General features: G+C 62.4%; 13 protein-coding genes and 1 pseudogene. 8 read left to right on the forward strand and 6 right to left on the reverse strand.

Features of this window, described 5'->3' with window-relative positions; genetic code table 11:
* Positions 1 to 99: 99 nt before the first annotated feature.
* Together I5961_RS20930 and I5961_RS20935 are read right to left on the reverse strand one after the other, a co-directional pair.
* Positions 100 to 1,524 carry a sensor histidine kinase gene (locus tag I5961_RS20930; protein WP_085697044.1) on the reverse strand — a complete coding sequence of 475 codons (1,425 nt, stop codon included), beginning with the start codon at positions 1,522 to 1,524 and terminating at the stop codon, positions 100 to 102.
* Entirely contained in the window at positions 1,511 to 2,233 is a 723-nt protein-coding gene (locus I5961_RS20935) for a response regulator transcription factor (RefSeq protein WP_085697045.1), read from the reverse strand. The genes I5961_RS20930 and I5961_RS20935 overlap by 14 nt, the downstream gene beginning before the upstream one ends.
* A 216-nt stretch (positions 2,234 to 2,449) precedes the next feature.
* Between I5961_RS20935 and I5961_RS20940 the strand changes: the two genes are divergently transcribed.
* Together I5961_RS20940 and I5961_RS20945 are read left to right on the forward strand one after the other, a co-directional pair.
* Entirely contained in the window at positions 2,450 to 5,203 is a 2,754-nt protein-coding gene (locus tag I5961_RS20940) for a response regulator (RefSeq protein ID WP_227233242.1), read from the forward strand.
* Positions 5,204 to 5,286: 83 nt separating this feature from the next.
* A complete protein-coding gene (locus I5961_RS20945) occupies positions 5,287 to 6,276 on the forward strand; it encodes a 2-hydroxyacid dehydrogenase (protein ID WP_085704795.1) in 990 nt (329 codons plus the stop codon).
* A 10-nt stretch (positions 6,277 to 6,286) separates the two neighbouring features.
* On the opposite strand, the pseudogene I5961_RS20950 reads toward I5961_RS20945, so the two are convergent.
* A pseudogene (locus tag I5961_RS20950) lies at positions 6,287 to 6,726 on the reverse strand (hypothetical protein).
* A 133-nt stretch (positions 6,727 to 6,859) separates the two neighbouring features.
* Between I5961_RS20950 and I5961_RS20955 the strand changes: the two are divergent.
* Both I5961_RS20955 and I5961_RS20960 read left to right on the forward strand, forming a co-directional pair.
* Positions 6,860 to 7,294: a hypothetical protein gene (locus tag I5961_RS20955; RefSeq protein ID WP_227233244.1), complete on the forward strand. Its 435-nt coding sequence runs from the start codon at positions 6,860 to 6,862 to the stop codon at positions 7,292 to 7,294.
* On the forward strand, positions 7,294 to 7,698 hold the full coding sequence (locus I5961_RS20960) for an META domain-containing protein (protein ID WP_039772881.1): 405 nt from the start codon (positions 7,294 to 7,296) through the stop codon (positions 7,696 to 7,698). Before I5961_RS20955 ends, I5961_RS20960 begins: the two co-directional genes overlap by 1 nt.
* A gap of 155 nt (positions 7,699 to 7,853) precedes the next feature.
* Here I5961_RS20960 and I5961_RS20965 read toward each other — a convergent pair whose 3' ends face one another.
* Positions 7,854 to 8,321, reverse strand: coding sequence for a TlpA disulfide reductase family protein (locus I5961_RS20965; RefSeq protein ID WP_007957768.1), 468 nt, complete (start codon positions 8,319 to 8,321; stop codon positions 7,854 to 7,856).
* Between the two features lie 114 nt (positions 8,322 to 8,435).
* On the opposite strand from I5961_RS20965, the gene arsC reads away from it, so the two are divergent.
* The 3 genes from arsC to I5961_RS20980 are packed head-to-tail and all read left to right on the forward strand — an operon-like array spanning position 8,436 to position 9,809.
* On the forward strand, positions 8,436 to 8,789 hold the full coding sequence (gene arsC / locus I5961_RS20970) for an arsenate reductase (glutaredoxin) (RefSeq protein WP_085704803.1): 354 nt from the start codon (positions 8,436 to 8,438) through the stop codon (positions 8,787 to 8,789).
* Complete coding sequence (gene wrbA, locus I5961_RS20975; protein WP_085683574.1) at positions 8,786 to 9,382, forward strand: NAD(P)H:quinone oxidoreductase; 597 nt, start codon at positions 8,786 to 8,788, stop codon at positions 9,380 to 9,382. Before arsC ends, wrbA begins: the two co-directional genes overlap by 4 nt.
* A 1-nt stretch (position 9,383) precedes the next feature.
* Positions 9,384 to 9,809 (forward strand): DUF2069 domain-containing protein, encoded by a 426-nt coding sequence (locus tag I5961_RS20980; protein ID WP_085704805.1) that lies wholly within the window; start codon positions 9,384 to 9,386, stop codon positions 9,807 to 9,809.
* A 153-nt stretch (positions 9,810 to 9,962) separates the two neighbouring features.
* On the opposite strand, the gene I5961_RS20985 is transcribed toward I5961_RS20980, so the two are convergent.
* Together I5961_RS20985 and ttcA are read right to left on the reverse strand one after the other, a co-directional pair.
* The gene (locus I5961_RS20985; protein WP_085697051.1) at positions 9,963 to 10,637 is read right to left on the reverse strand and encodes a DNA-3-methyladenine glycosylase I; all 675 of its coding nucleotides are present in this window, start codon (positions 10,635 to 10,637) and stop codon (positions 9,963 to 9,965) included.
* 145 nt (positions 10,638 to 10,782) lie between these two features.
* A complete protein-coding gene (gene ttcA / locus I5961_RS20990; protein ID WP_064598661.1) occupies positions 10,783 to 11,607 on the reverse strand; it encodes a tRNA 2-thiocytidine(32) synthetase TtcA in 825 nt (274 codons plus the stop codon).
* Between the two features lie 289 nt (positions 11,608 to 11,896).
* On the opposite strand from ttcA, the gene I5961_RS20995 reads away from it, so the two are divergent.
* Complete coding sequence (locus tag I5961_RS20995; RefSeq protein WP_007957761.1) at positions 11,897 to 12,499, forward strand: Yip1 family protein; 603 nt, start codon at positions 11,897 to 11,899, stop codon at positions 12,497 to 12,499.
* The last annotated feature ends 106 nt before the right edge of the window (positions 12,500 to 12,605 follow it).

The following is a 12,605-nucleotide window of genomic DNA, read 5'->3' on the forward strand; positions in this document are numbered from 1 at the left end:
GGCAAACCTGCGCGTGCCATATCACGCAAAGTGTGGTGCTTATGGTTTCTTGGAATAAGCATTAAAAGTCTCGCCAGTGGTGAGACTTTCCTGTGCCGCTCACACAATCGGCGGGCGGGCCATGTCCATGGTGGGAGCTGGCTTGCCAGCAACGATGTCGGGACTGACAGCACTGTCATCCGCCATCAGCCGCAGATTCAAGCGTAATCCCGACGGGCCGTTCTCGGCCCACAGGGTTCCGCCCTGGCGTTGCACCGCGTTCCTCGCGATGCTCAGTCCCAGACCAAACCCGTCGTCCCCCGGCCGCGAGCCGTCGAGTCGGATGAACGGCGAGAAGATTCGCTCAAGATCAGCTTCGGCCACGCCGCCGCCCTCGTCCTCCAGCCACAGGTGCCAGTAATCGCCATCCCGCCGGCCGTCGAGCCGCACGATGCCGCCGGGTGGCGAATGGCGAATCGCATTGCGCAGAATGTTTTCAAGAGCCTGGGCCAGGCTGTTGAGATTGCCGCGCACCCAGCAGCAAGCGTCAACGCCGCACTGCAACTGCCCCACTGGCCAGCAGCTTTCGTAGCAGGCATTTTCCGTGAGCATTTCCCACAGCGCCTGAATCTGGATCGCTTCGTCCGGCAGCGGCGCGCGCTCGGTGTCGAGCCAGGCCAATTGCAGGGTGTCCTCGACCAGACGCTGCATCACGTCGACTTCGCGACCGATGCGCTCGCGCAACGGTTGCAGCTGCTGCTCGCTTTCGCTGGCGACGCGCAGCCGGCTCAGGGGGGTACGCAGTTCGTGGGACAGGTCGCGCAGCAGTTGCTGTTGCAGAGCCACGGTGGATTGCAGGCGTTCGGACATCGAGTCGAAGGCGCGGGCCAGTTCACCGAGTTCATCGGGGCGCTGGGTGATACCGCTCGACAGCCGCACATTCAGTTGATCGGCGCGCCACGCCTTGGCCTGCTCGCGCAGATTGTTCAGCGGCACCACCAGCAGGCGATACAGGCCGACGCACAGCAGCAGGGTAAACAGGCCGGGAATCACGCCGTTGGTCATGACCCGCCAGAACACCCGGTATTTCCCCGGCAGGAATCGCTCGGGCAACTCGATCACCAGGCTGCCGGCAGTCGGATCCGATGGGAACGGAACCCGCAGCCACGGTCGGCCCTTTTTATGAATCGGCCAGTCAAGGCCTCGCAGGAAGGTCAGGCGCTGGAGTTCTTGAGCGCTCAACGGCTGGCTGCCCAGCGACTGCAGATTGCTGCCGATCACGCCGACCCAACCGGCTTCGCGCAGCTGCATGCCTTGCAGCCAGCTATCGATGCCATCGCGCTCGCCCTGCTGCCACGCGCGCTCGGCCTCGGCGGCATAACCGCTCAGGGTGCGACGGGCGTCGTCGGAGAGGAACTGATTGCGCTGCTCCATGTACCAGCCCCAGGACCAGCTCAGCCAGATCATCAGCAGACAGAACGCCACCAGCAGGCAGGCGAGTTTCCAGAACAGCGAGTGCCGGCCCGGCAGGTCAGACACTTTCATCGACGGCACTCAGGACGTAACCCTTGCCCCACACCGTGCGCACTTCCCGCTCGGTGTAACCGACCGATTTGAGTTTGCGGCGGATCTGGCTGATGTGCATGTCGAGGCTGCGGTCGTGGGCTGCGTAACCGCGCTGAAGAACGTGCTGGTAAAGGAAGGCCTTGCTCAGCACTTCCTCGTCGTTGCGGTCGAGGGTTTCCAGCAGGCGGTATTCGCTGCGGGTCAGTCCGGCGGGCTGATCGAGATAGAACACCTCGCACTGTTCATCGTCGAAACGCAGCCCGCCGACCGGCACCACCGGAGCGATGGCCGCCGGGCGACGGTCGAGGGCGACCCGGCGCAGGATCGCTTCGATCCGCACATGCAGCTCGGCCATGCTGAAGGGTTTGGGCAGATAGTCGTCGGCACCGAGGCGGAATCCGCTGATGCGGTCGGCTTCGGCACCGAGGGCTGACATCAGCAGCACCGGGGTGGAATGGCTCTGGCGCAGTTGGGTCAGGACATTCAATCCGTCGAGCCCCGGCAACAGAATATCCATCAACACCACATCGAACGGCTGACGCCGGGCGATGCTCAGGCCTTCGCTGCCGTTCTGGCACCAGGTGACCTGAAAGCCACTGCGGCCCAGATGCTCATGGACATAGGCACCGAGAACGGGATCGTCTTCGATGGAAAGAATGCGGGGCTGGCCAATAGAGACAGGAGTCATGACTATCTGCAAATAATTCTCAGTTGGGCGATTATTCAAGATTGCCCGGCGCCCGGCAACCCAAGCTTGACCTGTCGGACAGATGACCACTGCTTGAGCGAAGGACGGCGACATCATTTTTCCCAAGATTGCCCGCAAGCAAATCGCTACACTGCGCCGATACCGCGTGCCGGACGCACGTGTGAGTCAACGATCAGCGGGATGCAGGAGAAAGGCGTGCTCAAGAAACTGGGAATCAAAGGTCGCGTATTGTTGCTGACCCTGTTGCCGACCAGCCTGATGGCACTGGTGCTGGGCGGGTATTTCACCTGGACGCAGCAGTCCGACCTGCAGACCCAACTGATGCAGCGCGGCGAAATGATCGCCGAGCAACTGGCGCCGCTGGTGGCACCGGCCATGGGCCACGGCGATGCCGAACTGCTCGAGCGCATCGCCACCCAGTCCCTCGAACAACCGGACGTGCGCGCCGTGACCTTCCTCGCGCCCGACCGCTCTCCCCTCGCCCACGCCGGCCCGACCATGCTCAACCAGGCGCCAAGCGGCGACAGCGCGCACTTGCTGCGACGCAGCGGCAACGACGCCACCCGCTATCTGCTGCCGGTCTTCGGCAAACACCGCAACCTCGCCGGCGAGCTGATCCCGGAAGAGTCCGACCGACTGCTCGGCTGGGTCGAACTGGAGCTGTCGCACAACGGCATGTTGCTGCGCGGCTATCGAAGCCTGTTCGCCAGCCTGCTGCTGATCGGCGCGGGTCTGGCCGGCGCCGCGTTACTGGCTTTGCGCATGGGCCGCACGATCAACCGCCCGCTGAGCCAGATCAAACAGGCCGTCGCGCAGCTCAAGGACGGTCACCTGGAAACCCGCCTGCCGCCGCTGGGCAGTCAGGAACTGGATGAACTGGCGTCCGGCATCAACCGCATGGCCGGCACCTTGCAAAACGCTCGCGAAGAATTGCAGCACAGCGTCGATCAGGCCACCGAAGACGTACGCCAGAACCTGGAAACCATCGAGATCCAGAACATCGAGCTGGACCTGGCGCGCAAGGAAGCGCTGGAAGCGAGCCGGATCAAATCCGAATTCCTCGCCAACATGAGCCACGAGATCCGCACGCCGCTCAACGGCATTCTCGGTTTCACCCACCTGTTGCAGAAAAGCGAGCTGACCCCGCGCCAGCTCGACTATCTGGGCACCATCGAAAAGTCCGCCGACAGCCTGCTGGGGATCATCAACGAGATCCTCGATTTCTCGAAGATCGAGGCCGGCAAACTGGTGCTCGACCATATCCCGTTCAACCTGCGCGACCTGTTGCAGGACACCCTGACCATCCTCGCCCCTGCGGCCCACGCCAAGCAGCTGGAACTGGTGAGTCTGGTGTACCGCGACACGCCGTTGTCGCTGGTCGGCGATCCGCTGCGCCTCAAGCAGATCCTGACCAACCTTGTGAGCAACGCGATCAAGTTCACCCGCGAAGGCACCATCGTCGCCCGTGCCATGCTTGAAGAAGAAAACGACGACAGCGTGCAACTGCGCATCAGTATTCAGGACACCGGCATCGGTCTGTCGAGCCAGGACGTACGCGCACTGTTTCAGGCCTTCAGCCAGGCCGACAACTCCCTGTCGCGCCAACCTGGCGGCACCGGTCTGGGGCTGGTGATTTCCAAACGTCTGATCGAGCAAATGGGCGGCGAAATCGGCGTCGACAGCACGCCGGGCGAAGGCTCGGAGTTCTGGATCAGCCTGAACCTGCCCAAGACCCGCGACGACGCCGAAGACCTGCCCGTCGCGCCATTGCTCGGGCGTCGGGTGGCGGTACTGGAAAACCATGAACTGGCGCGTCAGGCCTTGCAGCATCAATTGGAGGATTGCGGCCTCGACGTCACGCCGTTCAATACGCTGGAAAGCCTGACCAATGGCGTCACCGGTGCCCATCAGACCGATCAGGCCATCGATCTGGCAGTGCTCGGCATTACCAGCAACGACATGCCGCCGGAACGCCTCAACCAGCACATCTGGGACCTTGAACACCTCGGTTGTCGAGTGCTGGTATTGTGCCCGACCACCGAACTGACGCTGTATCACCTTTCGGTGCCCAACCCTCACAGCCAGCTGCAGTCGAAACCGGCCTGCACCCGCAAACTGCGCCGGGCGTTGTCGGACATGGTCAACCCGCGCCAGCCGCGCAGCGAACCGGGCGAACCGTTGTCGAGCCGTGCGCCGAAAGTGCTGTGCGTCGACGACAACCCGGCCAACCTGTTGCTGGTGCAAACACTGCTCGAAGACATGGGTGCCAAGGTGCTGGCCGTGGAAAGCGGTTACGCCGCAGTCAAGGCGGTGCAGAACGAAACCTTCGATCTGGTGCTGATGGACGTGCAGATGCCCGGCATGGACGGACGCCAGAGCACCGAGACGATTCGCCAGTGGGAAAGCGAGCGGCACTGCACGCCGCTGCCGATCGTTGCCCTCACCGCCCACGCCATGGCCAATGAAAAACGTGCGCTGCTGCAAAGCGGCATGGACGACTACCTGACCAAGCCGATCAGCGAGCGGCAACTGGCGCAGGTCGTGCTGAAGTGGACCGGCCTGGCATTGCGTAATCAGGCGCCGGACCGTGGTGGCGAAAGTCTGCTGGGTAATCAGGAACTGCCGATTCTCGATCACGAAGAAGGCCTGCGTCTGGCTGCCGGCAAGGCCGATCTGGCAGCGGACATGCTGGCAATGCTGCTGGCCTCACTCGAGGCCGACCGCGAAGCCATCCGCACCGCCCGCGACAATCAGGACCAGAACGGCCTGCTTGAACGGGTACACCGCCTGCATGGCGCCACCCGTTACTGCGGCGTGCCGCAATTGCGCGCCGCCTGCCAGCGCAGCGAAACCCTGCTCAAGCAGCAGGATCCCAAGGCCTCGACCGCGCTGGACGAGCTGGAACGGGCGATCAATCGTCTGGCGGCCCAGGCGAAGATCAGCGCCTGATCCACGGCAATGCCGGTCAACGCCGACGCGGCTAAAGTTGTCGCGGGTGATTTGCGCCCGCGTCGATGCTCCAGGAGGATTTCATGCGCACGATCGTTTTCAGCAGCCAGACCTATGACCGCGACAGCTTCCTCGCCGCCGACTGTCCGGCCGGTATCGAACTGCACTTTCAGCCGGCGCGGCTCAGTGTCGACACGGCGGCGCTGGCCGAACATCACGAGGTGGTCTGCGCGTTCATCAACGATGACCTGAGTGCGCCGGTGCTGGAACGCCTGGCTGCCGGCGGCACACGCCTGATCGCCTTGCGCTCGGCCGGTTACAACCACGTGGACCTGGCCGTCGCCAAACGCCTCGGGCTGGCCGTCGTGCGCGTGCCGGCCTACTCGCCCCACGCGGTAGCCGAGCATGCGGTGGCATTGATCCTCGCCCTCAACCGGCGCCTGCATCGCGCCTACAACCGCACCCGCGAAGGCGATTTCAGTCTGCACGGGCTCACCGGTTTCGATCTGGTGGGCAAAACGGTCGGCATCGTCGGCACCGGACAGATCGGCGCGACCTTCGCGAAGATCATGCACGGCTTCGGCTGTGAACTGCTGGCCTACGATCCTTATCCGAATCCTGACGTCGAAGCGTTGGGCGCCCGTTACCTGAGCCTGCCGGACCTGCTGGCGCAGTCGCGGATCATCAGCCTGCACTGCCCGCTCAACGAACAGAGCAAACACCTGATCAACCGCGATTCGCTGGCGCACATGCAACCGGGGGCGATGTTGATCAACACCGGGCGCGGCGGTCTGGTGGACACGCCGGCGCTGATCGACGCCTTGAAGGACGGCCAGCTCGGTTATCTGGGACTGGACGTGTACGAAGAGGAAGCGCAGCTGTTTTTCGAGGACCGTTCCGACCTGCCGCTACAGGACGACGTGTTGGCGCGGCTACTGACGTTCCCCAATGTGATCGTCACCGCACATCAGGCGTTTTTGACCCATGAGGCGCTGGGCGCGATTGCCGCGACCACTCTGCACAACATCGCGACCTGGGCGGCGGGTACGCCGCTGAACCAGGTCGAAGGCTGAGCGATCGGACTCAGACCGGAGGCGGCGTCGGGGTAATCGCCACGCACAGGATCAACAGCGCCATCCAGCCGAATCCCAGTAAACGTTGTTTGAGGGAGTGCCCGCTGCGCAGCAGGAACCAGACAAACACCAGCGGCATCAGGAACGCCATGATCTTCAACCAGCCTTCCACCGGGCGCGAACCGTCCGGGTTCAGCTCCGGCTCGACCGGCTGCGAACGACGGCGGCGGCCTGCAGCGGCCGGCATTATCTTCGGCCGCTCGGGGCCGGTGGCGGAACGTAGGCCTCGGGCACCGCCTTGTTGCGCGGCAGGCTGCCAAAGGAAATCGTCGACTTGCCCTTTTCGGCGTGAGGAGCCTGCGCCTCTGCCTGCGGAGCCCCGCAATGAATGCACGCCGTGGCTTCGGAGCTGATGCTCCGCTTGCATTCATAACATTCGATCAGCGCCATGTTCCGTTCCTTGAAAATGAAGGCGGCAGTTTGCCACGACTGCGGTGTCGATTTGAACCGGATCGAAGGTCGCACGCGCGCATCATCCTGCAATCAAGCCCGTGCTAGCATGTCGCGCATATTTGGAGGACCCATGGTCGAACACGATTTTCGCTACACCCTGATGAACCCGCAACACACCCTCACCGAATGCCGCGCCCTGGTTCCGGGCCGTTATCAGGTCACCGGCAACGGTGGCTCGATTCGCATCGGCGACGTGCTGGTCGTGACCCTCAAAGGCAGCAAGGACTTGTCCATGCGCCTGACCGTCGACACCGTCCGCCACCTGATCAATCCGCCAGGCCAATGGACTGCCATGACCACCGGCCCGGTGTTCGGTGAGCTGGCGATCCACACCTGGCAGGTCAACTGCGACAGCTGCGCCAAGGAATTGAGCTTCGAATTCGCCGTGGACGCCAGGTTGGGCAAGCCTGCGGAAAAACCGGCCGCCACCGCACGCATCGCGGAACTGGGCTGGAAAACCGTCGGCGACAAGCACCTGTGCCCGAACTGCCAGGAGCCGGCGTGATGAAACACCTGGCCCTGACCGCCGTTGTCGGCGCCGGCCTGATGGGTTGCGCCGCGGAGCCTGTGCAACTGCAACAGAACCGCAGCTACATTCTTGAATGGATCGGCGAGCGTCCGCTGATGGACTACAGCCACCTGACCGTGACCCTCGGCGATGATGGCCGGGCGTATGGCAATGGCGGCTGCAACCATTGGTTCGCGCCGTACACCCTGGAAGGCGACAAGCTGAGCTTCGGCAAGATCGGCAAGACCCGCAAACTCTGCGCACCGGCGCTGATGGAGCAGGAGCAGCGCTTCCTCCAGGCGCTGGAGCACGTGGAGCGCTGGGACATTTCGCCGATCGAGCAGATGCGCTTCTGGCCGGCTGAAGGCAAGCCGTTGCGCTGGTGGCTGGAAGAAGGCTGATCCTTCGACCATTCCCACGCGCAGCATTTGATCGTTCCCACGCTCTGCGTGGTAACGCCGCCCCGGACGCTCCGCGTCCGCTGTGACGCAGAGCGTCACGGGATGCATTCCCCCGCGGAGCGCGGGAACGATCAGCGACGATCAGCCAAGGCGAATCAGTTGGTCGCCTGCAACGCCTCAAGCTTCGCCATCACTCCCGCCGCCGTCTGCTCGCCCATCAACTGTTCCCGCACCTTGCCCTTGTTGTCGATGATGTAAGTCACCGGCAAGGCTTCACTGCGCGGCAGTTCGAACAGTTCCGATGGATCCTGCGCCAGCACGGTGAACTTGATGCCCAGTTTTTCGCTGGCGCTCTTCAGCTCTTCACCCTGCACGTTGTCGAAATTGACCCCGAACACGCCGATCTTCTTGCCCTTGAGTTCGTCGGCCAGGTGATTGAGTTCCGGGATTTCCGTGCGGCACGGGCCGCACCATTCGGCCCAGTAGTTGAGCACGACCCATTGTTTGTCGAGGCGCTCGGACGCCACTTTCTGCCCGTTCTGGTCGATGCCGTAGTCGTTACCGCAGCCCCCGAGCATCAACGCCCCGATGATCGTCAATGCCGCTGCCAGTGCCCGTGTCATGTCGTGTTCCTTGTGCAAAATTGAATGCGCCTGCGACCCATCGCCTCTCAAGGTTCTGGATTGCGCGCTGCACAGTTAGAATAGCCGCCACTCTACGCAAGAAGCGACCCGCCCATGACCGATCTGACGCTTTATCACAACCCGCGCTGCTCGAAATCCCGTGGTGCGCTCGAACTGCTCGAAGCCCGTGGCCTGACGCCGAACGTGGTGCGCTACCTCGAAACGCCGCTCGACGCCGCGCAGATCAAGACCTTGCTCGGCAAGTTGGGAATCAGCGCACGGCAACTGCTGCGCACCGGCGAAGACGAATACAAGACCCTGAACCTGGCCGATGCCAGTCTCACCGAGAAACAATTGATCGACGCGATCGCCGCACATCCGAAGTTGATGGAGCGACCGATTCTTGAAGCCGGCGACAAAGCCGTCATCGGCCGTCCACCGGAGCAGATCCTGGAGCTGCTGCCGTGAGTGCGCCGTACATTCTGGTTCTCTATTACAGCCGCAGCGGCTCGACCAACGAGATGGCCCGGCAAATCGCCCGTGGCGTCGAACAGGCCGGCCTCGAAGCGCGCCTGCGCACCGTGCCGGCGATCTCCACCGAGTGCGAAGCGGTGTCGCCGGACATTCCGGATGAAGGCGCGCTGTACGCCACGCTGGATGACTTGAAGAACTGTGCCGGCCTGGCCCTCGGCAGCCCGACCCGTTTCGGCAACATGGCCGCGCCGCTCAAGTATTTCCTCGATGGCACCAGCAACCTGTGGCTGACCGGCGCGCTGGTCGGCAAACCGGCCGGGGTGTTCACGTCCACCGCCAGTCTGCACGGCGGGCAGGAAACCACTCTGCTGTCGATGATGCTGCCGCTGCTGCACCACGGCATGCTGATCACCGGCCTGCCCTACAGCGAATCGGCGCTGCTGGAAACCCAGGGCGGCGGCACGCCTTACGGCGCCAGCCATCACGCCGGGGCCGATGGCAAAAGTGGTCTCGATCAACACGAAGTGGCGCTGTGCCGCGCCCTCGGTGCACGTCTGGCCAAAACGGCCCAGAAACTGGGGAACTGAGATGGCCAGAAAGCCGAAAGTCCTGCCGGCCGTCGAGTGGCTGGAGCCACGGGTGCGAGCAATGCGGGTGATCAGTCTGCTGTGCTTTTTCGCCCTGGCCGGACTGCTCGCCGCGTATTACCTGGTGTTCGCCGACCTGCACGGCGCGCGGCCGTGGGTGATTCTGCTGATCGAGCTGATCCCGTGGATCGTGCTTGCACCGGGCATGATCATGGGCAGCGCACGCGGGCACTCGTGGATGTGCTTTGTGGTGAATCTGTATTTCATCAAGGGCGCATTGGCGGCGTATGACCCGAGCCGGCAGTTGTTCGGCGTGCTGGAGATGATCGCCAGTCTGGCAGTGTTCTGCTCGGCGTTGCTGTTTGTGCGGTGGCGGTATCAGTTGAATCGCAAACTGGCGGGCGAAGGCGAAGTTTCCGTCGCCTGACAGACCGCTATCGCTGGCAAGCCAGCTCCCACAGGTTCCGGGATCGTTCCCACGCTCTGCGTGGGAATGCCGCCCGGGACGCTCTGCGTCCCTGAGACGCAGAGCGTCTCTTTATGCATTCCCACGCGGAGCGTGGGAACGATCGCTTTGAACTCAATGGTTGACGGTGTACGCCAGCATCATCGAAATCTGGCTCATCGGCCGTCCACCGCTCTCTTCATGCCACTGGTTGAATGCGTTCTGCACCGTCGCCAGATCCCGCAGACTGCTCGGCACCTTGTCGACGATCTTCTGTGCGTTCAACGCCGCCACCACGTCGTAGCTCGGCACGAAGGTATCCTTGCCGACCATCCGCAAGAAGCGTGGCGCCGACAGGCCGCCCAATTGACTGCCATGCTTTTTCAGGTACGTCCATAAACCGACGATGTCGGTCACCGGCCAGTCGGCGAGCAACGCACCGAAACTGCCCTTCTCTTTCTCGACGTCCAGAATGAACTGCGCATTGCGCGGTACGCTTTTGAGTTTGCCCAGGTGGCGGATGATCCGCGCGTCCTGCATCAAGCGCTCAAGGTGTTCGGCGCTCATCAGCACGACTTTTTCCGGGTCGAACTTGAAGAACACTTCTTCGAAGGCCGGCCATTTGGCGTCCACCAGGCTGTGCTTGAGCCCGGCGCGGAACACCCGCAGGGCCATGGTCGAGAGATAGCGGTCGTCGCTGATCTTGCGCAGTTGCGTCGGGGTCTTGGGAACAGGCAGATGGGCTTCCAGTTCAGCCGCCGAACCGAAGCGGTTCAGACAGTATTCGTGCAGCCACTTGTAGTCGCGCATGCCCTCTCCTTTTGATGAAACGAAAAACCAATGTGGGAGCGAGCTTGTTCCGGGTGGCGATCCGACGATTGCGGTGTGTCATCCAGTGTTGATGCCGGCTGACACGACGCTTTCGCGAGCAAGCTCGCTCCCACAGTGACGGTGTTTACAGGTTTACGACGTTAACGAATCGCGAAGCGGCGGTTTCATCAATCTTCAGGCTGGTGAAGTCAAACAGATTGCGGTCAGCCAGCTGCGAAGGGATCACGTTCTGCAGGCTGCGGAAAATGCTCTCGGTGCGGCCCGGGGTCTTGCGCTCCCAGTCCACCAGCATTTCCTTGACCACCTGACGTTGCAGGTTTTCCTGAGAACCGCAGAGGTTGCACGGGATGATCGGGAATTGCTTGAAGTCCGAGTAGGCCTGGATGTCTTTCTCGTTGCAGTAGGCCAGCGGACGGATTACCACGTTGCGGCCGTCGTCGGCGCGCAGCTTCGGCGGCATGGCCTTGAGGCTGCCGTTGAAGAACATGTTGAGGAAGAACGTCTCGACGATATCGTCGCGGTGATGACCGAGGGCCATCTTGGTCGCGCCGATTTCGTCGGCGAAGGTGTACAGCGTGCCGCGACGCAGGCGCGAGCATAGCGAGCAGGTGGTCTTGCCTTCCGGGATCAGCTCCTTGACCACCGAGTAGGTGTCCTTCTCGACGATGTGGTACTCGATGCCCAGTTCTTTCAGGTAGGCCGGCAGCACGTGTTCGGGGAAACCCGGCTGCTTCTGGTCCATGTTCACGGCGACGATCTCGAACTTGATCGGTGCAACCTTCTGCAGGTGCATCAGCACGTCGAGCATGGTGTAGCTGTCCTTGCCCCCGGACAGGCAGACCATGACCTTGTCGCCGTCCTCGATCATGTTGAAGTCGGTGACGGCTTCGCCGGCCAGGCGGCGCAGGCGCTTTTGCAGTTTGTTCTGGTTGACCGTAAGAGTGCCCATGACGCGAAATCCGTGAGGTGTGACGAAAGGCGGGCATTTTACGCAAAAAGACCGAGGTTGTGGCCACAGGTTGTCGCCCCCTCGAATGCCCGCTCGCACAGACCTCGACGCGATTACCCCGAGGTTTTACAGCGCGATTTGCTCTAAGCCCCTACCACCTGTGCGGTTAAGACCTTTCTATACTGCGACATAAGGTCGCACACAATCTGAAGACCTGTATTTGCTCGGCCGCATTGGCCCGTACGCGCTCCGCTGGGGGGCGATGGCAATAACGAGAGGAGTGACTGGCATGATCCATCACGTAGTGGGACTTTTTACCCACCCCGATCAGGAATGGAAGGAAATCCGTGGCGACCAAGAGGAAAGCATCAGCCACATGTACCTGACGCACACGCTGATTCTGGCGGCGATCCCCGCTGTTTCGGCATTTATCGGCACCACTCAGGTCGGCTGGGTGATCGGCAACCGCGCACCGGTGATGCTCACCGTCGAAAGCGCGTTGTGGATGACGATCATGTCGTACCTGGCGATGCTCGGCGGGGTCGCGGTCATGGGTGCCTTTGTGCACTGGATGGCCCGCACTTATGACGCCAACCCGAGCCTGGCCCGTTGCGTGGCATTTGCCACCTACACCGCGACACCGTTGTTCGTCGGCGGGCTGGCGGCGCTGTATCCGCACATGTGGCTGGGGATGATCGTCGGCACGGCGGCTATCTGCTACACGGTCTACCTGTTGTATGTGGGGCTGCCGACCTTCATGAACATTCCGTCCGACGAGGGCTTCCTGTTTTCCAGCTCGGTGCTGGCGGTGGGTCTGGTGGTGCTGGTCGCCATCATGGCGTTTACCGTGATTGTCTGGGGACTGGGCGTGGGGCCTGTCTATACCAATTAGAGAGCCACCAACTGGCTGGCTGCAACGCCGAAAAGAACAAGATCCGCCAACACAGGCCGCCGCAAGGCGGCCTTCTCATGCCTGAAAGAGACGTTGCGACCATTCG

This window comes from Pseudomonas sp. IAC-BECa141, assembly GCF_020544405.1.
In the GTDB taxonomy this organism is placed as follows: Bacteria; Pseudomonadota; Gammaproteobacteria; order Pseudomonadales; family Pseudomonadaceae; genus Aquipseudomonas.